Annotated in this window: 22 protein-coding genes; 3 read left to right on the top strand and 19 right to left on the bottom strand. The window is 47.2% G+C overall.

Translation table 11 applies throughout. The annotated features are described in order from the left end of the window. Positions 1–51 precede the first annotated feature (51 nt). Positions 52–438, bottom strand: a complete 387-nt coding sequence (speD, locus tag KNP62_RS00675; protein WP_026825618.1) for an adenosylmethionine decarboxylase — start codon at positions 436–438, stop codon at positions 52–54. Between the two features lie 232 nt (positions 439–670). Continuing rightward, complete coding sequence (locus tag KNP62_RS00670; protein WP_214760153.1) at positions 671–1,702, bottom strand: glyceraldehyde-3-phosphate dehydrogenase; 1,032 nt, start codon at positions 1,700–1,702, stop codon at positions 671–673. Positions 1,703–1,859: 157 nt separating this feature from the next. On the opposite strand from KNP62_RS00670, the gene KNP62_RS00665 reads away from it, so the two are divergent. Then, positions 1,860–2,342 (top strand): site-2 protease family protein, encoded by a 483-nt coding sequence (locus KNP62_RS00665; RefSeq protein WP_214782214.1) that lies wholly within the window; start codon positions 1,860–1,862, stop codon positions 2,340–2,342. A 23-nt stretch (positions 2,343–2,365) separates the two neighbouring features. On the opposite strand, the gene coaE is transcribed toward KNP62_RS00665, so the two are convergent. From coaE to dnaE, 15 genes are all read right to left on the bottom strand, one after another. Beyond that, positions 2,366–2,971 (bottom strand): dephospho-CoA kinase, encoded by a 606-nt coding sequence (gene coaE, locus KNP62_RS00660; protein ID WP_214693225.1) that lies wholly within the window; start codon positions 2,969–2,971, stop codon positions 2,366–2,368. Between the two features lie 12 nt (positions 2,972–2,983). Continuing rightward, positions 2,984–3,811, bottom strand: coding sequence for a bifunctional DNA-formamidopyrimidine glycosylase/DNA-(apurinic or apyrimidinic site) lyase (gene mutM, locus KNP62_RS00655; RefSeq protein WP_214782211.1), 828 nt, complete (start codon positions 3,809–3,811; stop codon positions 2,984–2,986). 21 nt (positions 3,812–3,832) lie between these two features. Further along, positions 3,833–6,427: a DNA polymerase I gene (gene polA / locus KNP62_RS00650; protein WP_214782208.1), complete on the bottom strand. Its 2,595-nt coding sequence runs from the start codon at positions 6,425–6,427 to the stop codon at positions 3,833–3,835. A 241-nt stretch (positions 6,428–6,668) separates the two neighbouring features. Next, positions 6,669–8,396: a two-component system histidine kinase PnpS gene (gene pnpS / locus KNP62_RS00645; RefSeq protein ID WP_214782205.1), complete on the bottom strand. Its 1,728-nt coding sequence runs from the start codon at positions 8,394–8,396 to the stop codon at positions 6,669–6,671. Then, complete coding sequence (locus tag KNP62_RS00640; RefSeq protein ID WP_074033421.1) at positions 8,393–9,094, bottom strand: response regulator transcription factor; 702 nt, start codon at positions 9,092–9,094, stop codon at positions 8,393–8,395. The genes pnpS and KNP62_RS00640 overlap by 4 nt, the downstream gene beginning before the upstream one ends. A gap of 182 nt (positions 9,095–9,276) precedes the next feature. Then, positions 9,277–10,209 carry a malate dehydrogenase gene (gene mdh, locus KNP62_RS00635; RefSeq protein ID WP_214782202.1) on the bottom strand — a complete coding sequence of 311 codons (933 nt, stop codon included), beginning with the start codon at positions 10,207–10,209 and terminating at the stop codon, positions 9,277–9,279. 37 nt (positions 10,210–10,246) lie between these two features. Further along, positions 10,247–11,515, bottom strand: a complete 1,269-nt coding sequence (gene icd / locus KNP62_RS00630) for an NADP-dependent isocitrate dehydrogenase (protein ID WP_214784003.1) — start codon at positions 11,513–11,515, stop codon at positions 10,247–10,249. 99 nt (positions 11,516–11,614) lie between these two features. Continuing rightward, positions 11,615–12,727, bottom strand: a complete 1,113-nt coding sequence (citZ, locus tag KNP62_RS00625) for a citrate synthase (RefSeq protein WP_214693233.1) — start codon at positions 12,725–12,727, stop codon at positions 11,615–11,617. Between the two features lie 185 nt (positions 12,728–12,912). Next, positions 12,913–13,377 (bottom strand): DUF441 domain-containing protein, encoded by a 465-nt coding sequence (locus KNP62_RS00620; RefSeq protein WP_074033425.1) that lies wholly within the window; start codon positions 13,375–13,377, stop codon positions 12,913–12,915. Positions 13,378–13,444: 67 nt separating this feature from the next. Then, positions 13,445–15,187, bottom strand: coding sequence for a pyruvate kinase (gene pyk, locus KNP62_RS00615; protein ID WP_214782199.1), 1,743 nt, complete (start codon positions 15,185–15,187; stop codon positions 13,445–13,447). Positions 15,188–15,280: 93 nt separating this feature from the next. After that, positions 15,281–16,249, bottom strand: coding sequence for a 6-phosphofructokinase (gene pfkA / locus KNP62_RS00610; protein WP_214693237.1), 969 nt, complete (start codon positions 16,247–16,249; stop codon positions 15,281–15,283). 160 nt (positions 16,250–16,409) lie between these two features. Then, complete coding sequence (locus KNP62_RS00605; protein WP_214782196.1) at positions 16,410–17,360, bottom strand: acetyl-CoA carboxylase carboxyltransferase subunit alpha; 951 nt, start codon at positions 17,358–17,360, stop codon at positions 16,410–16,412. After that, the gene (gene accD, locus KNP62_RS00600) at positions 17,338–18,192 is read right to left on the bottom strand and encodes an acetyl-CoA carboxylase, carboxyltransferase subunit beta (RefSeq protein ID WP_074033936.1); all 855 of its coding nucleotides are present in this window, start codon (positions 18,190–18,192) and stop codon (positions 17,338–17,340) included. The genes KNP62_RS00605 and accD overlap by 23 nt, the downstream gene beginning before the upstream one ends. Before the next feature lie 14 nt (positions 18,193–18,206). Then, complete coding sequence (locus tag KNP62_RS00595; protein ID WP_214782193.1) at positions 18,207–18,761, bottom strand: FadR/GntR family transcriptional regulator; 555 nt, start codon at positions 18,759–18,761, stop codon at positions 18,207–18,209. A gap of 77 nt (positions 18,762–18,838) precedes the next feature. Next, positions 18,839–22,006: a DNA polymerase III subunit alpha gene (gene dnaE / locus KNP62_RS00590; RefSeq protein WP_214782190.1), complete on the bottom strand. Its 3,168-nt coding sequence runs from the start codon at positions 22,004–22,006 to the stop codon at positions 18,839–18,841. Between the two features lie 102 nt (positions 22,007–22,108). Here dnaE and KNP62_RS00585 point away from each other — a divergent pair, with 102 nt between their 5' ends. Next, the gene (locus tag KNP62_RS00585) at positions 22,109–22,300 is read left to right on the top strand and encodes a YtzJ family protein (protein WP_074033430.1); all 192 of its coding nucleotides are present in this window, start codon (positions 22,109–22,111) and stop codon (positions 22,298–22,300) included. A gap of 16 nt (positions 22,301–22,316) precedes the next feature. Here the strand turns inward: KNP62_RS00585 and KNP62_RS00580 are convergent, their stop codons facing one another. Beyond that, positions 22,317–23,285 (bottom strand): DHH family phosphoesterase, encoded by a 969-nt coding sequence (locus KNP62_RS00580; RefSeq protein WP_214782187.1) that lies wholly within the window; start codon positions 23,283–23,285, stop codon positions 22,317–22,319. Positions 23,286–23,360: 75 nt separating this feature from the next. Here KNP62_RS00580 and KNP62_RS00575 point away from each other — a divergent pair, with 75 nt between their 5' ends. Then, entirely contained in the window at positions 23,361–23,675 is a 315-nt protein-coding gene (locus tag KNP62_RS00575) for a YtpI family protein (protein ID WP_074033432.1), read from the top strand. Between the two features lie 42 nt (positions 23,676–23,717). Here the strand turns inward: KNP62_RS00575 and KNP62_RS00570 are convergent, their stop codons facing one another. Next, on the bottom strand, positions 23,718–25,028 hold the full coding sequence (locus KNP62_RS00570) for a DRTGG domain-containing protein (protein WP_214782184.1): 1,311 nt from the start codon (positions 25,026–25,028) through the stop codon (positions 23,718–23,720). Between the last annotated feature and the right edge of the window lie 93 nt (positions 25,029–25,121).

The following is a 25,121-nucleotide window of genomic DNA, read 5'->3' as shown; positions in this document are numbered from 1 at the left end:
CAATTAAAAGGGCTGACCGTTAAACGGCCAGCCTCAAAAGGTTCTTCAGAATTATTTAGTTAGTGCAACTTGTGCTTCCGGAACACGAATTGGTCCCATTCCACGTTCAAGTTTCACATCTTCACGTACTTTCGCATCCAATCCTTCGGCGATGTATTGCGATGCCGTAGCTGGATCGATTCGATCTCCACATGTGAACACGTCAACCGACGCGTAGCCATGCTCTGGGAAACTGTGAATCGTTAAGTGCGATTCTGAAATGATGACGACTCCACTCACACCGTGTGGCGCGAATTTGTGGAAAGCGACTTCGCGGACTTCAGCGCCCGAACGAAGAGCAGCATCGACGAACAAACGCTCGATGTAGTCGATATCATTTAATTTGTCGGGATTGCACTCCCAAAGTTCTGTAATAATGTGACGTCCCATAGTATCCATATTAGTGGATCCCCCTTTACATCAATGGTCTCAAAGTAGTTGATGATCACTCACTTTGTGCCTGAATCGCCCACAACCACGGGGGCAAGTTAGTCCTAAGAGGTCCTAACCCTTTAAGTTGCGTTTGTCAGACCAATTGAAGTTCACGAAACTGAGTGTAACGTGTTTGGGACGTCGTTACAAGAGATTTGTTTAAAAAAATCAAAAATATTTTTTAGACCGTAATATTTTTTTAGGCGTGTGTTTCTTGTTGCCCGATTTGAAGGTAACTCGCCACCATGTCTAACAAGTCGACGACACGGCACGAATAACCCCATTCATTATCGTACCATGCGAGTACTTTTACATGATTTCCGCCAAGTACCATCGTCGAATCCATATCGATAATCGACGAACGGTCGTCTCCATTGAAGTCAATCGATACGAGCGGTTCATGGGAGACACCTAACACGCCCGTCATCTCTCCAAACGCCGCACGTTCAAACGCTTCATTCACTTCATCAACCGTTACGTCACGATGAAGTTCAACAACTAAGTCGACGAGTGATACGTTCGGTGTCGGGACGCGGAGTGCCATTCCGTTTAATTTTCCTTGAAGCTCTGGCATGACAAGCCCGATCGCTTTAGCCGCTCCTGTTGAAGTCGGAATAATTGAACTGCCACAAGCACGCGCCCGGCGTAAGTCCTTATGCGGGTTATCAATGTTATTTTGGTCGTTCGTGTACGCATGAACAGTCGTCACTAAACCAGTTTCAATACCGAATGTCGAGTGTAACACCTTCACGACCGGTCCTAGACAGTTTGTCGTACACGATGCATTTGAAATGATGTGGTCTTCTTCCGGGCGATAGTCTCGATCGTTGACCCCCATCACAATCGTGCGTAAATCCCCTTTCCCTGGCGCAGTTAAAATTACTTTTTTTGCGCCTGCATCTAGATGAAGTTTCGCCCCGATATCCGAGTTAAACTTCCCTGTCGCCTCGACCACGATGTCGATGCCAAGGTCTGCCCACGGTAAACGTGATGGATCACGTTCTGAAATGAGTTCGATTCGCTTTCCATCGACTTCAAGCGCATCCCCTTGCGCTCGAACCGTCAATCCGAATGGACCGTGAATGGAATCATGTTTGATGAGATGTGCGAGCGTTTCCGCTGGATAACTCGCATTGATTGCCACGACTTCATGACGTCCCTCAAGCATCAATTTTCGGAATACCATTCTCCCGATTCGACCGAATCCGTTAATCGCAACTTTTGTCCCCATGCTAAATCCCCCTTTTTCTACATTACGGTTTCATTATAACGGATAGCTGTAAGCGTTTTCACTATGATTCGTCACATTTTTTTCATTTTTCTTTGTTTATTTTTTGAAAATGAGGGAAATTTCTTGTCGTGAAGCACAACAGAAAGGAGGCGTCACCATGTTTGATTGGGGAGATATCGATAAGTTCTTCATTTCGTTTTTCATCATCTTACCGATTGTGACGTTGATTCATGAGTTCGGACACTTCTTTTTCGCAAAGTTGTTTGGAGGCTCGCTCGACATGCAAATCGGCACAGGAAAAAAACTATTTAAAGTGGGACGTCTTCAAGTGAACCGCGTCTATTTTTATGATGCGTGGTGCCAGTTTACAGATTTAAAATGGAGCAACAAGGTCACCCGCACGCTTGTATATGGCGGTGGAGCCATTTTTAATCTGGCGAGTATCTTAATTGTCAATGCGTTTATCTTAAGACGAGAGATTGAACCGACGTTGTATACGTATCAGTTCGCCTACTTTTCGTTTTACTATATTTTCTTTTCACTGTATCCCATCTATTATTCGAACGGTCACCCAAGTGATGGACGTGCCATTTATGATACGTGGAAGAAAGGATCACCCGAATCCGATCCATTAAACTAACCAAACGAAAAGAAGGCGAATCATCATTCGCCTTCTTTTTCAATCGTCTTAAATTGTTCGACCAAACGGTCAATTTGTGGTGGTAAGTCACCGAGTGAACCGTTGTTATTGACGAGAAAATCGGCCTGATGCTTTTTCTCCTCGATTGGGATTTGAGAATGAATACGAGCGAGCGCCTCTTCTTTCGTCAATCCATTCCGCTCCATGAGACGCATCAGTTGAATCTCTTCGCGACAATAGACGACGACAGAATAATCGACGAGGTCGAGCATTGTCCCCTCAAATAGGAGAGGAATATCAAAAATAACGACAGACTCGCCGGATGCTTCATAATCACGCATCTGTTCCTTCATCTCTTCACGAATCGCTGGATGCATCAGTTGATTGAGGTGTTGTCGTTTCGTCTCATCATGAAAGATTTCACGCCCTAGCGCGGGACGGTTTAAGACATCGCCGTCAAAACATTTTGGAAATGCCGCTTTTACACCCTCAATCGCCTTCCCTCCAGGTTCGACGACCGTCCTCGCAATCAAATCGGCATCGATGATCGGAATCCCCTTTTTCCGAAATAGTCGAGACACCGTGGACTTCCCGGTTGCAATCCCACCCGTCAATCCAATTTTCAACATAACGCCCACTCCTTAACGTTGTTGACAGCGTGGACAATAATGCGTGCCACGACCGCCTAGTTTCATCTTTTCAATTTCTTGTCCGCAACGGCGACATGGTTCACCGGCTTGTCCGTATACATAAAGTCGTTCTTGGAACGTTCCCGCGGCTCCGTCTGGATTCGTATAACTCCGAATCGTACTTCCTCCACGTTCAATGGCTTCATTTAGCACGGCTACCGCTTCAATGCGTACACGCTCCACTTCTTCGTGCGTCAAACTATCAGCTGGTCGTGTCGGATGCACACCGGCACGAAACAATGTTTCATCTACGTAGATATTCCCTAATCCGACGAAAATGGACTGATCAAGAAGCGCTGTCTTGATAGCGCGCGTTTTCATCCGCTCTAGGCGCTTATGCAACGCATCAGTTGTCACACGCTCGTCAAACGGTTCGTATGCAAGTAGTGACAGTGGCGGTGTCGTATGAACCGCCTCATTCGTCCGCAACTCCATCGTTCCAAACTTCCGCACATCGTTATAATGTAGGGTCGATTGGTCCGTGAAGTTGATGACGACATGCGTATGTTTAGCCGGTGCTGTGATTGTCTCATAAGGGAAGAACTTCCCTTCCATCCGGAGATGGGAGACGAGATATCCGTTCGTTAATTTGAATAAAATAAATTTCCCTCGACGTTCTACATCTGTAATAGTCTCTCCAATCAAATGGTGCACCCATTCTTCTGGCTCGAGTCCTCGAATGATTTTAGGGTCGTGCACATCGACAGACTGAATCGTCTTTCCGGAAACTGCAGGTCGTAATCTGCGACAAACCGTTTCGACTTCTGGTAATTCTGGCATACTGATTTCCTTTCTATCTTCTTATTTCGTATCGAACCACGTCGTTCCAACGGCTCCATCCGCACGTAACGGAACGTCGAGTGTCACCGTATGCTCCATCGCTTCCGTCACCAATTTTTCTAATGCTTCCATTTCTTCAGCCGGACCTTCAAAAATCAATTCATCGTGTACTTGTAATAACAACTTAGATTGAAGTTGCGATGATTGAAGAGCATGATCGACGTCAATCATCGCTTTTTTGATGATATCGGCTGCAGTTCCTTGAATCGGCGTATTGATGGCCGTACGTTCGGCGAATCCACGCAAGTTGAAATTACGAGAATGAATGTCCGGGATATTACGACGTCGTTTTAACATCGTCTCGACGAACCCATGCTCACGAGCTCGTTCAATCGCAGCATCCATGAACGTCTTCACTCCCGGGAATTGTTCAAAGTACGTATCGATAAACGTTTGTGCTTCTTTTCGTGTGATACCTAGGTTTTGCGAGAGCCCATAATCACTGATTCCATATATGATTCCGAAGTTGACGGCTTTCGCCTGACGACGCATGAGTGAAGTGACTTCCTCATTTGCGACTTTGAACACGTTCGCCGCCGTCGACGTGTGGATATCCTCATCATGTAAGAAGGCCGCCATCATTTTCTCATCTTGTGACATATGCGCCATGATCCGAAGTTCGATCTGTGAGTAATCGACCGCATAGAGTACCCAGCCCGGCTCGCTTGCGGTGAACGCCTTACGGATTCGACGTCCTTCCTCTAACCGGATCGGAATGTTTTGTAAGTTCGGGTTGACCGACGAGAGTCGTCCCGTTTGCGTCAATGTTTGCGTGTACCGGGTGTGAATCTTGCCATCTTCCTTCACAACTTTCTGCAATCCTTCTACATAAGTCGATTGTAGTTTCCCGAGTTCTCGATAGTGCATGATCTTCTCGATGATCGGATGAAGCGGCGCCAACTTCTCAAGGACATCCGCCGCAGTCGAATAACCCGTCTTTGTCTTCTTCACAGGGGGAAGCGCTAGTTTCTCAAACAGGACGACCCCTAGCTGTTTCGGCGAGTTGATGTTGAACGGTTCGCCGGCCAATTCATGAATCGTTACTTCAAGCGCAGAGAGGCGCTCTCGAAGATCTGTCTCCATGTGTTGAAGTGTTTCAACGTTTACATGAATGCCTGCCCATTCCATCTCGGCTAACACCGAGACGAGCGGTTTTTCAAGCGTCTCATATAATTCCGTCTGTTCGTTGTCTTTCAACTCTGAAGCGACACGTTCGAACAACGTCAAAATCGCATGTGCTTTCTCCGCGAGATGGGAATGGAATACTTCCTCATCTGGGACTTTTATTTTTGCGCCTTTCCCATACACCATTTCATCTTCTTCAAGAGGGTATGCGAAATGAGAAGCAATCGAGCTGAGTGACGTTCCACCAGATAAATTCAACAAATATCCGGAAACGAGTAAATCTTCGTAACCGCGAAGGGATAACTGATGACGTTTCAACTGAATGATTGTTTGTTTAGCATCGAGACAAATCGTCGTCTTCGATTCGTCTTCAATCCATTCCTTGACTCGCGCATCTTGTAACAGTGTCACGTCACCGACGGTCACGCCACGATCTGATGCGATTGCAACCCCAACGATGCCTTCTTCGAAATAGTCATCGTGTAGTTGCTCAAGAAACAGGACAGCTCGAGACAAATCTTGTTCAGAAAGGTCGATGGTTGACCGCACTTCTTTTTCGACCGTTTCTTCTGTAGAGCTATCCGCTAATTTTCCAATCAACGACTTGAATTGAAGTTCCATGAACAGAGGTTTTACGACAGAAGCGTCATAAGGTTTAAAGACGAGATCATCAACGGTCACATCAAGTGGCACGTCCGTATAAATCGTGGCCAACTGTTTTGACATCTTCGCCTCTCGCTCGTTCGCTTCCACTTTTTCTTTCTGTTTCCCCTTTAGTTCATCCGTATGTTCATAAAGGGACTCGACGGTTCCGTATGTTGAAATCAACTTGAGCGCCGTCTTTTCTCCGACACCTGGGATACCTGGAATATTATCCGATTTATCCCCCATCAACCCTTTTAAGTCGATCATCTGAATCGGTTGTAGTCCCTCATAACGTTCCTGGAATGCCATTTCGTCCATTTTTTCGACATCTGTGATGCCTCGTTTCGTCAAGTAGACGGTCACGCGATCATCGATCAGTTGCAGTAAATCTTTATCTCCTGTCACAATCGTCACTTGATCGTATGATGTATCCTTCGAGAGCGTACCGATGATATCATCCGCCTCATATTGATCGAGCTCTAGGACAGCGATACCAAACGCACGACAGACGTCTCGCACGAGCGGGAACTGTTCGCGTAATTCCCCAGGAGTCTTTTGACGCCCTCCTTTATAGTCAGCAAACGTATCGTGACGGAACGTCTTTTTTGACGCATCGAAGGCAACGGCGAAGTGCGTCGGCTGCTCATCTTCCATCAATTTCAACAACATCATCGTAAAGCCGTACACCGCGTTCGTATTTCGACCTGACGCGTCCGACATCGGAGGCAGTGCAAAAAACGCACGATATGTTAAGGAGTTCCCATCTAGGACTAGTAGTTTATTCATTCAATCGACCTCCATTCTTCTCTTTATTCATCATACCATACGGGTACATGCGTTCGAAAAAAAAGACCCTTTTCTACGAATAGAAAAGGGCCAAATTCTCGACCGTGTGGAGATGAGCACCGATCGAGTCACGAGATGATGAAGAGGTCTCATTCATAAGAATAGCAAGCTTTTGTAAAGCAAATATGAATGGAATGGCAAGGTTTTGTAAAATGATTAATCACACGTGAGGTAAAGGAATTCAAACTGTTGGGAACGTGATGGTGAACGTAGTCCCTTTACCTTCGACGCTATCGACATCGATTGTCGCATGATGGAGATCGATGATGTGTTTCACGATAGCAAGACCAAGACCCGTACCACCTGAGTTTCGGCTTCTTGCTTTGTCAACACGATAGAAGCGCTCAAAGATTCGACTGACTTCTTTTTCAGCAATCCCGATTCCATTGTCCTTGACGCGTAACTTGTACGCATCCTCATTCGCCTCGACAGAAATTTCGACACGACTTCCTTCCGGAGAATAGTTGATGGCGTTTGCGACGAGGTTCATGATGACTTGCTTCATCCGATTCAAATCGGCCTGTAAGACGGCCGTCCCATGATGCTTCGCCTCTAGATGAATCGACTTTTTGTCCGCTTTCTGACTGAGCAAGAGACATACCTCATCGACGAGCTGGTTCAAGTCGACGGATACCAGTTCCATCTGGAAATCATCACGTTCTAATCTCGACAGCTCAAGCAAATCTTCAACAAGCATCTGCATCCGCGTCGCCTCTTTTTGAATGATGTCTAAGAACTGGTCGCGGAGTTCAGGCACTTCTTTCGCCCCGTCGAGTAATGTCTCACTAAATCCACGAATCGAGGTGAGCGGGGTCTTGAGTTCATGACTGACGTTCGCGACAAAGTCTTTCCGCATCTTCTCGAGTCGCTTCAGCTCCGTGATGTCGTTGAATAGTAGTGTCGTTCCACGAAGCATTCCCGTATCACTGAAAATCGGTGCGGCAGACACCATATATGTCTTCTGATTGAAACCGGTCCGGATCGATAACTGACGACGATGAACTTCTTCCGTCAAATAGACGTCTTCGATCAGAGTCTCGACATCAGGACTCGGTAACATTCCATGATAAAATTGTCCAATCGACAAATCATCGTATTGGAACATCTCGCGATACGAACGGTTGACTAATGTGACGATGCCTCGCTCGTCCACGAGAAGGAGCCCTGCCCCCATATATTCGATGAGTGATTCGAGTCGTGCTCGCTGAACCGATTCTCCGAGTGAAATTGACTCCAAATTTCGGGCGAGGACGTTGATTGATCCAGCGAGACTTCCGGTTTCCTCGTCATTTCGCAGTTCGTAAACGCGAGCCCGATAATTACCATCGGCGAGTTCCCGTAAGACGATGGTCGCTTCATCGATTGGTCGTATGAATTGGTTCGTCAGATGCTGAAGGACGAATAAGATGATGAAAAATGAAAAGAACAGCGCGAGCGCAATCGTTAACCAAATTCGATCATACACACCTTCAAGGTCTGACACGTAACGGATGAACGTTAAATAGACCGTCTCCCCTGTCGCAAGTTCAATCGGTTTTGTGAACTGAATCAGTTCATCTTCGTCTGCTTCACCAAACGTTCCGTCTTCAGGCACCAGACTCGGTTCAATCTTATAATCGATTGACCCGACACGAAACGGCGTCCCGGCGATGACTTCATTCCTGCTATTGAGAAGCAGTATGTCAAAGCTACTCCCGTCATCGATTTGACCGACATATCCTCGAATTTCGTCTAGCTCTCCTCCTTCAAGGTACAAAGCGGCGAGCTGAGCATCCTCTTTCAAGCGGTCACGTTCAGAATCCAAATAAAAATCTTTGAACAGTTGGCCAAGCACGATGCCAAGCGTCAAAAGCACGCCTGTGACGAGAAGAATGAGCGTGGTCATGAATCTAGAGCGATACGTCTTCATTCCGAAGTCGGCTCCTCCATTTTATAACCGAGTCCACGAATCGTTTTAATATATGTCGGCTTCTTCGTGACCGGTTCGATTTTTTCACGGAGATGACTGATATGAACATCGACGATTCGCGTGTCACCGACGAAATCGTAATTCCAAATAGCGGATAGCAATTGGTCTCGTGTCAGCACACGTCCTTTATTTTTAGCCAAGTATGCTAACAGTTCAAATTCTTTCGGAGTCAATTCGAGACGTTCGCCTTGTTTGAACACTTCGTAGTTCGACGCGACAATTTTTACGTCACCGATTTGAATGACATCCTCCTCTACCGCGGTTTCTTGTGGCGCCGAGCGTCTTAGAATCGCTTTGACACGTGCCACGACTTCGCGCGGACTGAACGGTTTCGTCAAATAGTCATCTGCACCGAGCTCGAGTCCGAGAACTTTATCAAACTCATCATCTTTCGCCGTGAGCATCAAAATCGGTGTGTTGACTTTTTGTTGACGGAGTCGCTTACACACTTCAAGTCCGTCCATTTCCGGAAGCATTAAATCGAGCACGATTAAGACGGCATCTTTCTTTTCAGCCAGTTCCAATCCTGTCTTTCCATCATGTGCGGTTTCCACCTCGAAACCAGCTTGTTCTAAATTGAATTTTAATAACGTCGCAATCGATACTTCGTCGTCGACAACAATTACTTTATCAGCCACACTACTTCCTCCTCTTAATCCATCAAATGTCACTCTCTATTTTACAAATCAAAGCTTGCAACGACCAACCTCAAAGCAAATCTTTACAAAAACAAAACAAATCCACTTTTAGTGTAGCATGCCCCACATGATGGAAACCGCAAAAAAGTGCTTCCCACAAAATTGCAGGAAGCACTTTTGACTTATAAGACGCCTAATACGGAGCGGACCGAGTCGGCAGAACGTGAAAGTGCTGCTTTCTCCTCATCCGTCAAGTCGAGCTCAAGTACTTGCTCGATGCCATGTTTCCCAAGAATCGTCGGGACGCCAAGATACAAATCGCTAAATCCGTACTCGCCTTCTAGATAAGCAATAGCAGGTAAGATGCGACGCTGATCTTTTAAAATCGCCTCGACCATCTCTACGATTGCGGCAGCTGGCGCATAATACGCCGAGCCGTCACCTAGCAGTTGAACAATTTCACCGCCACCTTTACGTGTCCGTTCGACGATTTGCTCAATCCGCCCATGTGGTATGAGTTTTTCAAGCGGGATTCCCCCGGCGTACGAGTAACGCACGAGAGGCACCATATCGTCACCATGTCCTCCAAGAACAAACCCGGATACATCTTTGACAGAAACGTTCAATTCTTGAGCGACAAACGTCCGGAAACGAGCCGTATCCAGCACACCAGATTGTCCGATGACGCGTTCTTTCGGGAACCCTGATTCTTTAAATGCCGCATAGGTCATCGCATCCACCGGGTTGGTCAAGACGATTAAAATCGCTTCCGGAGAATAGCGAGCAATCTCTTTGACGACAGATCGCATGACGTTTGCATTGGTTGCAACGAGATCGTCTCGACTCATCCCTGGCTTACGCGCGATGCCCGCCGTGATCACGACGATGTCCGAATCAGCCGTATCGGCGTAATCCGATGTTCCTGTGACCCAAGCGTCAAACCCTTGAATCGGAGCCGTTTCTTGCATGTCGAGCGCTTTCCCTTTCGTCGGTCCAACTTTTTCTTCCATATCGAGTAGGACGACATCCCCTAGCTCACGTTGAGCCAGGTATAGTGCAGTGGTTGCACCGGTGAAGCCACTTCCAATTACAGAAATTTTGTTACGACGAATCATGAGCTCTCCCCCTCAATTGGCGACTTATTCGTTTGAATTACATGTTTTTGATCAATTCATCCGCAAATTCAGAACACTTCACTTCTGTCGCGCCGTCCATGAGACGTGCGAAGTCATATGTGACAACTTTCGAAGCGATTGTTTTCTCCATTGAGTTGATGATGAGGTCAGCCGCTTCGTTCCAGTTCATGTGGCGGAGCATCATCTCACCTGAAAGGATGACTGAAGATGGGTTTACTTTATCGAGACCCGCGTATTTCGGAGCTGTACCGTGTGTCGCTTCGAAGATTGCATGTCCTGTGATGTAGTTGATGTTTGCACCAGGTGCAATCCCAATTCCACCTACTTGCGCAGCAAGTGCGTCTGAGATGTAGTCACCGTTCAAGTTCATTGTCGCGACGACATCGAACTCACGTGGGCGTGTCAAGATTTGTTGGAGGAAGATATCAGCGATCGAATCTTTAACGATAATTTTTCCTTCAGCTTCTGCTTTCGACTGAGCTTCGTTCGCAGCTGCTTCGCCAGACTCTTCTTTAATGCGGTCATACTGTGCCCATGTGAACACTTTGTCACCGTATTCAGCTTCAGCGAGTGCATAACCCCAGTTTTTGAATGCGCCTTCTGTGAACTTCATGATGTTCCCTTTGTGTACGAGCGTGACAGATTTACGATTGTTCGCAATCGCATATTCAATCGCAGCACGGACGAGACGTTCTGTCCCTTCAGAAGAAACAGGCTTGATGCCGATTCCTGATGTCTCTGGGAAACGGATCTTATTCACGTTCATTTCATCTTGCAAGAATTTAATGAGTTTTTTCACTTCGTCGCTTCCTGACGCGTACTCGATTCCTGCGTAGATATCTTCTGTATTTTCACGGAAGATGACCATGTCTGTATCTTCAGGACGTTTTACTGGTGAAGGAACACCTGTGAAGTAACGAACTGGACGAAGGCACGTGTATAAGTCGAGCTCTTGACGAAGGGCAACGTTCAATGAACGAATTCCACCACCGACCGGTGTCGTAAGTGGTCCTTTGATTGCAATCAAGTACTCGCGAATTTGATCGAGTGTTTCTGTTGGGAGCCACTCACCTTTTTCGTTATAAGCTTTCTCCCCAGCGTATACTTCCATCCATTCGATTTTCTTGTCGCCGCCGTATGCTTTTTCAACTGCAGCATCGAATACACGAACAGCCGCGTTCCAAATATCAGGACCTGTTCCGTCACCGATAATGAATGGTACTGTCGGAACGTTTGGTACGTTCAATACACCGTTTTCAACTGTAATTTTTTGTCCTTGTGTCAACATAATGAATCCCCCTAAGTACATTACTGTAGGTCGACGCGTACGCCGACCTACGTCACTTGTTAGTTTACCAAACTTTTGTCTAAAATGTGTCTCGAATTAACGTTCGTTCACAGGAACATATTTACGGCTCGTTTCACCGACATATTCCGCACGTGGACGAATCAAGCGGTTATCCGCATATTGCTCGAGAATGTGCGCGATCCAACCTGACATCCGTGATACGGCGAAGATTGGTGTGAATAAGTCTTCTTCAAGACCGAGCGCATAGTAAGTTGATGCCGAGTAGAAGTCGACGTTTGGTTTCAATCCTTTTTCTGTTTCAACGAGATGATCGATTTTCTCAGACATCTCATACCATTTCGGCTCGCCGATTTGAGCAGTCAACTGGCGGCTCATTTCTTTCAAGTGCTTCGCACGCGGGTCGCCGTCTTTGTAGACACGGTGACCGAAGCCCATAATTTTTTCTTTGCGTTCGAATTTACCACGTACATATTCTTCAACACGGTCGACCGAGTCGATCTCATGAAGCATTTTCATAACCGCTTCGTTTGCACCACCATGAAGCGGTCCTTTGAGTGCTCCCATTGCCGCCGTCACACCAGAATACATATCAGAAAGCGTCGCCACACAGACACGGGCTGTGAACGTCGAAGCGTTCAATTCATGGTCTGCATGAAGGATAAGTGCTTTGTCGATTGTCTTCTCTGCGACTTCGCTTGGTTCTTCTCCATTCAACATGTATAAGAAGTTTGCTGCATATGAAAGACCTTCTTTTGGAGCGACAGGTTGCTCGCCTTTACGTAGACGTGCGAATGCCGTCACGATTGTAGCAACTTGTGCTTGAAGACGAATCGCTTTACGCATGTTTGCCTCGTCACTCATATCTTCAGATTCTTCATCATATAGAGCAAGTTGTGAGAGCGCCGTACGAATCGTCGCCATTGCATTGGCTGATTTCGGTGCACGAGCTAACGTATCAATCACTTCTTCTGGCAACGTCGCTTCTTTCACGAGTGCCTCTGAGAGCGCTGTCAATTCCTCTGCATTTGGTAAGCGATCATTCCACAATAAGAATACAACTTCTTCAAATGTGGCGTTGTCCGCTAAATCATCAATGGTGTATCCTCCATAAGTCAATTGTCCGTCAATAATTGAGCTGACTTTTGAGGCTGCTGCCACAATACCTTCTAACCCTTTTGTCGTTGACATTCATAACTCCCCCTCAGTCTTGTTTGAAAGTAGTCGACCGTAAAAACAGTCTGTGTATAGGGAATAAGGATACGGGACGGGCTTCTCCCCTGCATTCACCCAGTCTCCGTTTACCCTGTCCTTTATATAGTATAAACAATTTATTGCAAAAAAGAAATGTAAGCGGCTTCAGTTGTCAGAAAATATCAAAACCATTTTTCAATGACTTGATATCCACCTAAAATCAAGGCTGCAATTCCAGCCCCAATCAACGGTCCAACAGGTACACCTTTCATGAATCCAACCGCTAGAATCGTGCCTGCGAGAAGCGCCGTCGTGACGACTGGGTCGACGCGCATCAATTGAACGCCTTGCGCCGCAGCTAAGGCTACAAAGATTCCTGAACCAAATGCAACGATTCCAACTGGACCACGAATACTATTCCACAATTCTTTAAAACCGATATCACCGGTCGCAATCGGGACGAGTACGGCGATCGTAATAATCGTCACACCCCAATTGATTCCTTTCGATGCAAGTGTCGGAAATAATTGATCACCAAACCCTAATGCTTTAATGATGAGTAACGCACTGCTTGCGATAATGATTGACTGGTTTTGTGCAATGACACCAATTAGCACCAATAGAATTAAAAATAGATATGCACTCATACGTATTCCTTTCTTCGAACGGAAAAAGAACCGACCTTTGTAGAAGGCCGGTTCGATTGTCGTTCAATTATGCGTTGTAGATTTTACCTGTGAGTGGGTCGATTGAAATCATCTGACCGTCACGAAGTGAAGTTGTAGCTGTGTCTACACCTACGATGACTGGCTTACGGAGTGATGGTCCAACGATACCAGCATGGCTCGTCAATCCGCCGTCTTCCGTGATAATTCCAGCCGCTTTTTCGATGGCAGGCATCATTTCTTTATCTGTGAATGGCGCCACGAGAATCATGCCGTCTTTCGCTTTCGCGTTTGCTTCTTCCGCATTTTTTGCGACAACGACTTCTCCAACAACACCGCGCTCACCGATTCCACGTCCGTCTGCGAGAGCATGACCGACGATGTGGACTTTCATCATGTTCGTCGTACCAGCTGTCGCTGCAGGAATACCAGCTGAGATGACAACGAGGTCACCGTCAGTGACGAATCCAGCGTGACGTGCTGCTTCTGATGCTTGAACCAACATTTCATCCGTGTTGTTTGGCATCGTCTCAGCAACGATTGGGTATACGCCCCAAACGAGGTTCAATTGACGAGCAACGCGCTCTGATTCAGTGACTGCAATGATGTTCGCTTCTGGACGGTATTTCGCCGTACGAGCAGCTGTGTATCCTGATTGTGTTGGCGTCAAGATCGCTTTCGCGTTCAAATTGATTGCTGTGTGAGCAACCGCTTGTGAGATTGCATCCGTTACCGTATGCTCACTGCGCTTCTGACGATCTTTCAACAAGTTTTTGTAGTCAAGCATGCGCTCAGTGCGCTCTGCGATTGCAGCTTGCATTTGAACTGACTCGATTGGGTAGTCCCCTGCAGCTGTTTCACCAGAAAGCATGACTGCATCTGTTCCGTCCAAGATGGCGTTTGCTACGTCAGATGCTTCCGCACGTGTCGGACGTGGGTTACGTTGCATCGAGTCGAGCATTTGCGTTGCCGTGATGACCGGCTTACCGAGGTCGTTACACTTCTTGATGAGTTCTTTTTGAACAGGTGTTACTTCTTCTGTCGGGATCTCGATACCGAGGTCACCACGAGCAACCATCAAGCCGTCAGAGATTGCCAAGATTTCTTCGATGTTATCCACACCTTCTTGGTTCTCGATTTTCGGGTAAATCTTGATGTGTGACGCGTTGTGTTTTTCAAGAAGTTGACGAATTTCTACCACGTCAGACGCACGACGTACGAACGATGCTGCGATGACGTCGATGTCTTGCGAGATACCGAACTCGATGTCTGCGATATCTTTGTCTGTGAGGGCAGGAAGGTTTACCTTGACGTTTGGCAAGTTAACACCTTTCTTCGTCTTGATGATTCCTTCGTTTTCGATTACACAACGGAGGTCGCGGTTCGGAAGTTTTTCAACGACACGGAGTCCGATGAGACCGTCGTCGAGCATGATGTGTGAACCGACTTCTACATCTTCGTAAAGACCTTCATACGTCACAGAGAAACGATCTTTCGTTCCAACGATTTCTTCGCTTGAAACGATTGTGACTTCTTTCCCTTTTTCAAGAAGAGCTTTTCCATCTTCAAACGTATGTGTACGGATTTCTGGACCTTTCGTGTCAAGAAGGACTGTGACCACTTTCCCAGCTGCTTTCGCCGCTTCACGGATGTCACGGATACGAGCGCCGTGCTCTTCATAGTCACCGTGTGAGAAGTTGAGACGGGCAACGTTCATTCCAGCTTCAATCATTTCAGGAAGACGCTTCTCAGAAGCCGGTCCAATCGTACATACAATTTTCGTTCTACGCATAATATAAAAACCTCCTAGGGGATATAGTGCAACTTACATACAGAAAACGGGGGGCCATAGACCTGATCCCGTCTCTGCAACTTCTAAAATCGTTTAGATTGACAATTGGTTGACGAGGTCAATCAATTGCATATCGATTGTGTGCTTGTTGTGGTCGAGCGCCTCATCGATATCAAGATCCATCATCTGGTTATTGCGAATCCCGACGACGCGGCCCGCTTTCCCTTCAAGAAGAATCTCAACAGCGTATGCACCCATACGACTTGCAAGTACACGGTCTGCAGCAGTTGGGGAACCACCACGTTGAATGTGTCCGAGAATCGTAACACGTGTCTCTGAGTTCGTTTTCTCAGCAATCAACTTGCCGATTTCTTCAGCACTTCCGGCACCTTCAGCAACGATGACGATCGAGTGCTTCTTACCGCGGGCAATCCCGTGATTGATCCGTTCCACGATTGCATTCAACTCTTCTGGACGTTCTGGGACAAGAATCGACTCCGCGCCACCAGCGAGACCAGAATAAAGTGCGATATCACCAGCATCGCGACCCATTACTTCAATCACATACGTACGTTCATGAGATGAAGCTGTGTCGCGAATTTTGTCGATTGCGTCAAGCGCTGTGTTGAGCGCTGTATCGAAACCGATTGTCGCATCCGTTCCCGGAATGTCGTTATCAATCGTACCAGGAAGGCCGATTGTTGGGAATCCGAGTTCCGTCAATTTTTGAGCTCCGCGATAAGAGCCGTCTCCACCGATGACCACGAGGGCATCGATATTGAACTTCTTCAACTGTTCTACTGCTTTTGCACGTCCTTCTTCAGTTCTGAATTCAGGACAGCGTGCAGAGCGAAGGAACGTACCTCCACGTTGAATGATGTCGCCGACTGATCCAAGGTTTAATTCGACTAAATCACCTTCGATTAATCCTTGGTAGCCGTTATACACACCGTACACTTCAAGACCTTCGAAAATCGCTTTTCGGGTCACGGCACGGACAGCAGCGTTCATTCCAGGAGCGTCTCCTCCGCTCGTTAATACCGCAATACGTTTTAAATTCACGTCACTCACCTCTTATGTGTTTTAACGAAATCTGAAAATAAAATACCATGTCTGACCTTTGTTTTACAACACAAGTATGTGAAAAAAATGCATAGGGTATGTTACAAAGCAGTCACTTGATGAATGAATAACTCTATATTCAAAGCCATTGTTACCGTTTTCACTCACTAATTGTGCCAATTTGATGATATTTGGTCGCACGTCCTTGAATAAGCTGAGAAGTCGACAGATCGAGCAACTCGTTCATGTGCTGTAATAATACAGGTTTCAAGAGTGATGACTGTAATGACACATCGACATGCGCGCCTCCATACACTTCACCTGCAACTTCATCCACGATCCCTAGGTTGAACAAATCTTGTGCTGTAATTTTCATCGTTTCTGCTGCACGCTCTGCTTGTTTGGCATCTTTCCACAAAAGTGCCGCTGCACCTTCTGGCGAGATGACCGAGTACGTACTATTCTCAAGCATCAACAATCGGTCGCAAACACCAATCCCAAGCGCACCACCAGAACCGCCTTCTCCGATAACGACGGAAACGATCGGTACTTTCAACGTCGCCATTTCAAACAAGTTTCGAGCAATCGCCTCACTTTGACCTCTCTCTTCAGCGGCTTTCCCTGGATAAGCCCCTTTCGTGTCAATGAATGTCAAAATCGGACGGTTGAACTTCTCGGCTTGCTTCATGAAACGTAGTGCTTTTCGGTATCCCTCAGGGTGTGGCATCCCAAAATTCCGCTTCATGTTTTCTTTCGTATTCCGACCACGCTGATGCCCGATGATGGTTACCGGAACACCTTCGAATGTCGCAAGTCCCGATACGATTGCCGCATCATCATACCCGTGACGATCGCCATGGAGTTCCATGAAATCAGGGAACATGTGATGGATGTAATCGAGTGTTGTCGGGCGTTTCGGGTTTCGCGCTAATTGTACGCGGTCCCACGGTTTCATATTCCCATAAATATCTTTTTCTAATCGGTCGAGCTTCAACTCCAGGTGACGAATCTCACGTGATAGGTCAATCCCTTTCGTTTCGGCTGTCTCACGCAATTTGTTTAACTGTTCGGTCACTTCTTTGATTGGGTCAAACATGTCGAACACCCCCATCGTGTAATCCGATCATTTTCTTCAAGAACGAACGCATCTGTTCACGATGGATGACCGCGTCCAATTGTCCAGACTCGAGTAAGAACTCTGCCGTCTGGAAGTTTTCTGGAAGTTTTTCCCGAATCGTCTGTTCGATGATTCGTCTTCCCGCAAATCCAATAAGCGCACCGGGCTCTGCGACGTTTAAGTCGCCAAGCATCGCAAAACTTGCTGAAACCCCACCTGTCGTCGGATGTGTCAAATAGGCGATGTAGAGAAGGCCCGCTTCATCATGTTCTTTTAAAGCGATGGACGTGTTCGCCATCTGCATCAAGCTGACCATCCCTTCTTGCATGCGTGCGCCACCTGACGCTGTGAATAAGACGACCGGAAGACGACGTGACGTCGCTTGGCGAACAGCAGAGGCAATCGCTTCCCCTACGTAAGCACCCATCGACCCCATTCGGAATCGAGCATCCATCACGCAAACGACGAGTGGTAGTCCATCAATCGTCGCTTTTCCGCAAACGACCGCTTCTTCAATCCCGGTCCGTTCACGGTCTTTATTCAACTTTTCTTCATAATCAGGAAAATCGAGTGGATTCGCTTTGACGGAAGGTCCCGCAAACCGTTCGAAAGAACCTTCATCGACGAGCATGTCGATTCGTTCCTGTGCATGAAGCGGAAAATGGTAGCCACAGTCACATACCTTATGGTTTTCGTTTAACTGTTTTGTATAATGCATATATTTACAAGATGGGCACTTCGTCATCAATCCCTGTGGAGCGTCAATTTTTGGTTCTCGTTGACGCAACGGCATATATCGTTTCGGTTTCTTGAAAAAAGCAGTCATCGCTTCCCCCTCGTTCATTCCGGCATCCCCATTCCACGCCACGTCTCGACAAAACGCTTACGTTCTTCGAGCGTATATAACTCCCCAACATCTAGTCCCTCGAAAAATCGGTTCACTTCGCTCCAAATCCTGATGAACAACTCATTCTTCAACTGAAAAATGAGTTGCTGACGAAACGTTCGATCCTCTTCGATCACTGCCTCTAATTGAGTCAGTCGCTCCTTCGTCGGCTCTACTTCCGAAAACGCCATTCGCTCTAACAGTTTAAGCATTTCGATGATATCGGTCGCTTTCGTCTGTTTCGTGACGATGAACTCCGACAAAATCTCGATGTAGCGATGCCGGTCTTGTTCACATAGGAAAGTACCACCACCGCGCCTTGTCTCAACGATGCCTAAAAAGCTTAACGCGCGTAGCGCTTCTCGAACGGAAGCGCGACTAATGGATAGCGTCTCCGCAAGTTCACGTTCGGATGGAAGCCGGTCTCCCGGAACCAACGACGATTGGACAATTAATTTTCGTATCTTTGAAATATTCTCGTGAAATGTGGATGCGTGTTTTTCATGCATCTGACCGTTCAACTCCCTTATTTGGATCACTTATCAATTTTAAGTGGTCAGACCAATTAGTGCGATTATATCACTTTTTAGGACTTGGTACTAGTTTCTGGACCAACCATTTTCATATCGACTCGTTTTAAGACAACATTCTCTTCTCCGAATCGTCTCTTCGCCTCTGCAACATATTCCTCATTCGGGTTGATTGAAAAAGCGGATGCCAGTTGTTTCACTTCTTTTGAATCCGTGAACCGACAGACGACCGGAACATCTCCTTGTGCACGCTGAATCCAGTCTTCTAGTTCAGAGAATCGATCTAACGTTAGCCTTACGAACAAAGCTTGACCATGTAATGGGCGCACTCGTTCGACAATCAATTGTTTGCGTCCATCCCGTTCGTTCGAATGAACTTCAAGCAACAAAATGTTACCTACGTAGAGGGAGCGACTGAACTGGGCAAAGGTTCTTGGAAAGACGACGACTTCTTCTTGCGTCATCCCGTCATCTACCATCATGACACCCATTCGTTCTTGCTTTTTCGTCATGAACGTACGCACGTCATCCACATACACGACCAGATACCCGTTCGTCCCGTGCATAACGTCTTCAATCGCGGAAGGCTCGATGCCCACATCAGGAATCGACGTAAGCGGAGAGTGCACAACCCATGTTCCGAGTGCTTCCCGCTCTTCTTCAGACCAGTTTGGCTCTTTCGCTTTTTTCTGCTTAAGCCCGAGTGATGACAGTTCATCTGGTAAGAAGTGCGTACCGGCCTCTTCACGTAAACGTTCGACTGCTTCAAACGCACTCGACCGATCACCGTGATACATGCGGTCAAGCGCCCCAGCTCCTAGCAAACGTCTCAACTTGAGTTGATCTTTACTCTTCCATTCCATCGCTTCCTGAAGAGTTCGGACGTCTTTTAACTGTCCATTCAGCTCGATAAGTCGTTCTACGTCTCGTTTCGTCAGTCCTTGAATCGCTTTAAGCCCGAGACGGACACCAGGACCTTCGAGTGTCGCTTCGGCATGTCCGTGCAATACGTCGGGCGGATACACAGGGATTTTGTCTTTACGCAATAGTCTTACGAGTTGACTTGTCTTTTCCGATGTCACGACATGGAAGACACGAGGATAGTGCGCTTTGACGTAAGCCAATCGATAGCTGATCAAACTGTAGGCGACCGCATGGGAACGGTTAAATCCATACCCTGCAAACTTTTCAATCCAAGAGAAGATTTGTGACAAGACATCTCGAGCACCACCTTCGGATTGACGTAAAAATCGCTCTCGTTCCCGTTCAATCGTACCGGTATCTTTTTTGGCAATCGCTCGTCTGACCAAATCCGCCTCGGCATATGAATATCCACCGAGTTTTCGAAGAAGTCGCATGACCTGTTCTTGATAAACGAGCACGCCATATGTCGACTTCATGATTTCTTCAACGTCCGGGTGAATCGGTTGATATGGCATACCATGTTTTCGTTTTGCATACGTTTCAATAAACTGCATCGGTCCTGGTCGATAGAGCGACATCGTCACGACGATATCCTCAAACTCCGTCGGTTTGACTTGACGCAACGCCTGTTTCATACCCGACGACTCAAACTGGAAAATCCCGTCCGTCTCTCCTCTTGCTAACAATCGGTACGTCCGGGCATCATGTAAGGGAATGGTTTTTAAGGAGAACATCGCGTCACTCTCACGGACCAATTCCTCCATTTGACGAAGGCGAGTCAAGTTTCGGAGCCCGAGCAAATCAATTTTCAGTAGCCCGATTCCTTCCAAATCCTTCATATTATATTGGGTCACATGATCCTCGAGTTCGGGTTGAAGTGGAGTCACGTCTTCAATCGGTTGACGACTGAGTACAACCCCAGCGGCGTGTATGGATGATTGACGTGGCAACCCTTCTAGCTGTTTCGCAATCCGAATCAACTGTTGACGCTTCTGGCTACCTGCGAACCATTTCATCTGTTTTGGATTCGCCATCAATTCGTCCAACCCACCTGATTTCACTTGTTTACTTGCAGCCTGCCCCTCTTCTAACGTCATGCCGAGCGCCCTCGCGACGTCACGGATGGCTGCCTTTGCCCCAAAGGTTGCGAGTGTACCAATTTGCGCCGCATGAGTCTCCCCATATTTCGATAGCACGTATGAAACGACTTCTTCCCGACGCTCATCTTCAAAATCTAAGTCAATATCCGGCATCGAGACGCGTTCCGGATTGAGGAACCGTTCAAATAGGAGACCATAGCGAACTGGGTCGACTTCTGTAATGTGCAGTGCAAAACTGATGAGCGAGCCGGCCGCCGACCCCCGACCTGGACCGACCTCGATCCCGGACTCACGGGCGAATCGGATGATATCTTCGACAATCAGAAAATACGAAGAAAACCCGGTCTTGGCAATGACGTCAAGCTCAAACTTCGCTCGTCCGATATACGGTTCTTTCATCAATTCCATCGCTTTTAACCGTTCACCGACGAGCTGCTTCAACTTTTGATCAGCGTCCGGTAACTCTGGAATCGCGCCTTCCGCTTGTGGAAGTTGCTCGAGTTGAATCAGTTCTTCAAATCGCCTAAGCTCGCCCAATTCTTCTGAAGTGAACCAGTCGTTCATCTCGCTTGGTAGCCGGACATGCAGACCTTTTTGACGTACATCCTCCTCTGACATCACTTCGCCTTCTCGAATGGCAGAGATTGCCCGGAAACCCTCCACATCTTCAGGTCGCATATATCTCGTTTCAGGGACCGGAATCAGTTGGACGGCGAGTTCTTCTTTCATCATGCGAAGTTGCTTTAACAGTTGTACCTGTTCTGTCGTCTGCGGTGCCGGGAGACCGAGCCATAGTCTGTTCTCGTCTACAAAAGACAGCAGTTGATGATAAAGACGACGTCGATGGACCGGGTCGCTCGCTTTCCAGTTTTCCGGTAGGACAATGAGTGGCATCGTCGTGCGTTCATCGATCCCGCCTTTCTTGATGATTCGATATTGCTCTTGTAGTTCTGCTTCGTTCGATGCATACGCAAGTACCGAAACATCGAGCCCGTCTAGTCGAAGGACGGTTCTCAGTCCGATGAGCGGCTTCACCCCATAGCGTTTGCAGTAGGATAGAAACGATGGAACACCATAAAAGGCATCGTCTGCGATGGCGACCGCGCGACTCCCCCGCTCTGTCATCTGCATCACATATTGCTCTAGTCGAATCGTGCTTTGTAGTAAGCTAAAAGCAGTTCTGACATTAAGATGAATCATCTTCGTCCTCCTTTCTATTTAATGATATTGTCAAACTCAATTCTCCACTTCTCTGATACAATAATTATAGACAAAACTCACGACAAAAGGGGGCAAAAGCGTATGATTATCAATCGGGGACAAATTGCGCGCGATAAGTTAGAAAAATTACAGAACGGTCAAACCGTCTTTGCGGACAGTCCTGAAATCATCGACCGACTTCGAAAGTATATTGCAGAATATCAACTCGATGTCGTCGAAGATGTGACCGACCGCGGCACGTGGTTTATCCCACAAGAAAACGGAGACAAATGAAGAGAGCTGACCGCGGTCAGCTCTCTTCATTTTCTTCAAACGTGAACTCTCCTGCCACTTCATTCAGAGCAGCAATGACGTCATCCATTTCATCCCACGTATCAATCGTGGCACCCGACGCCATCGGATGGCCACCACCACGATAACGCTTCGCCACTTCATTGATGACAGGTCCTTTCGACCGAATCCGGACACGAATCTCTTCTTTGTTTTCGACAAACATGACCCAACATTTCAATCCTTCGAGGCCAGAGAAGCTATTGACGAGTTGCGATGCCGCTTCCGGGGACGCATGGAACGTCCGGAGCACATCTTTATCAATCTTCACATACCCGACGCCTTCTTCTGTGACATTGACGTGCTGTAACACGTACCCTTGTAACTGTAGCGTCGCTAAGTTGGTCTTATACATGTGTCGGTACAGTTTGTTCGTATCGATGCCTTTGTCAATCAATCTCGAAGCAATCTCAAACGTACGTGCCGTGGCATTACGGAACTGGAAGCGCCCCGTGTCACCTACGATACCGGCATATAATAAGAAGGCCGCTTCTTGATCGATCGGATAATCCCAAATGTTCGCCAACTCCACAATCATTTCGGACGTCGAACTGACCGTGGTGTCCACGATTTGTGTCATCGCATACGGGTCTTCATCAGGGTGATGATCGATTTTAATGATTGTTTTTCCTTTTAACGCATATGGTCCATCGATTCGTTCCTGATTCGCTGTATCTAGAATCAAAACGAGCGCATCCTTATACATTTCTTCCTCAACGTGTTCCATCTTTCCTAAAAATTCAAGGTCGGGCACCATACCACCGACTACATAGATCTTTTTATCCGGATGAACCGACTTTAAAATACGTTGGAGTCCGAGCTGGCTCCCCAATGCATCGGGGTCTGGTCTGACATGTCGATGAATAAAAATGGTGTCAGCCGCCTCGATTTCTGTTTTGATTGAATCCGCTTTCGCCCATGCCCACATGATGATTCCTCACTTTCCTACACACTATTATGGTATGATGATAACAGATTACGAGAAAGAAAGGGGTTCCTTCACTTGCAACTTGTCATGATTGGACTCATTTTGTTCGCGCTCGGAGCGTACCTTGTCTTCAAGCGTCGTGCTTTTTTGACAAAGACGCCAAACCGTAAAGCCTTGTTCAATACACAAGCTTTAATCTGGTTAAGTTTATTCCTCGCGCTATTCGCCGCGAACCAAATGGTTGGTGGATTCGGTTTGAATTCATCGGTCGGTTGGATTGTCAGTATCGTCATGTTGGTCGTCGGCTTAGGCAATGCGGTCGTTGGATTTATCCGTTACCGGAAAATCTATCCGCTCGCCGCAGAAGAACCGACGAATACGCCTTCATAAAAAGAGAGCACCCGCTACTCGTGTAGCCGGTGCTCTTTTAAGTTACCGATCAATCAACTGTGCCGTGACAAGCGCCTTGGCGACAAGTTGTGTACCTTGTGTCATCTCCACATCAACTTTCCCGAACTTCCGCCCAAGATCGAAGACGTTTGCCGACACTCGAATCTGACTCTCAATCTGAATTGGTTTCATGAAATAGACGGTAATGTTCTCGACCACCAAATCCCCTTTTTTCATATGACGCAGACTGCGTGTCGCCCCTTCGACTAACAAAGTCGTCAACACACCTGATGACGCGGTCCCCATATGGCTCGTCATTTGCGGAGCAACCTCGACAGTAAACGCCGTACCGTTCGACGTGGGATCTTCTTTCAATTGGTTCGTGATCATGTTGTCGAACGTTTCACCGACTTGCGGCTGACGATTCGCAAGCTGCAACGCCTTCAACACATCTTGACGACTGATGATTCCGAGCAAGCGACCATAGTTATCGACGACAGGGAGCATCTCAATCCCTTCCCATACCATCTGGTGCGCAGCGTTGGTCACGCTCGTCTGGACGCCGACAGTAATCGGGCTCTTTGTCATGACTTTCTCGATATCATAGTCGTGCGATTTGTCGATGACATCTTTCGCAGTGATCACCCCGACCACCTTCATCTGCTCATCGATGACTGGATAACGATTATGCTTCGTCCGCTCATTCAATTCGTGCCAACGTTTCACCGTGTCATCTGATTTCAAATAAAACGTGTCGTGAAGCGGAATGACGATGTCTGAGACAAGAAGAATCTCTTTCTTGATGAGTCGATCATAAATAGCCCGGTTAATCATCGTTGCGACGGTAAAGCTGTCGTAAGAAGTCGAGATGACGGGCATATCATACTTATCCGCCATTCGCTTCACTTCATCCGTCGTATCAAATCCCCCTGTGATCAACACGGCCCCGCCGGACTGCAAGACGAGTTCATGCGCTTTCTCCCGGTTTCCGATGATGACGAGTGAATCGACATCGATATAACGCATCATCGCTTCCAATTTCATGGCTCCGATGACAAATTTAGATAATGTCTTATGCAAACCATTTCGTCCACCCAACACTTGTCCATCGACAATATTGACGACTTCGGCAAATGTCAGCTTCTCAATATTCTCTTTTTGTTTACGCTTGATCCGAATCGTCCCTACACGTTCGATGGTAGAGACGAAGCCCAGGTTCTCAGCTTCTTTGATGGCCCGATAAGCCGTACCTTCTGATACAGCTAACTCTTTGGCGATTTGGCGGACCGAAATTTTTGACCCAACATCGAGTGACTCGATATGTGCTATGATCTGTTCATGTTTTGTGGTCATACGCGGAGTCCCTTCTCTCAATACATTTTCTACTCTTTCTAGTATACTGTATCAGTCAAACTTGTTCAAACTGTACTAATCAAATTGCAACAT

Source organism: Exiguobacterium sp. s183 (assembly GCF_018617655.1).
Taxonomy (GTDB): Bacteria; Bacillota; Bacilli; order Exiguobacteriales; family Exiguobacteriaceae; genus Exiguobacterium; species Exiguobacterium aestuarii_A.
Note: the sequence above shows the minus strand (reverse complement) of the source record. Positions and strands in the feature narration are given on the sequence as shown.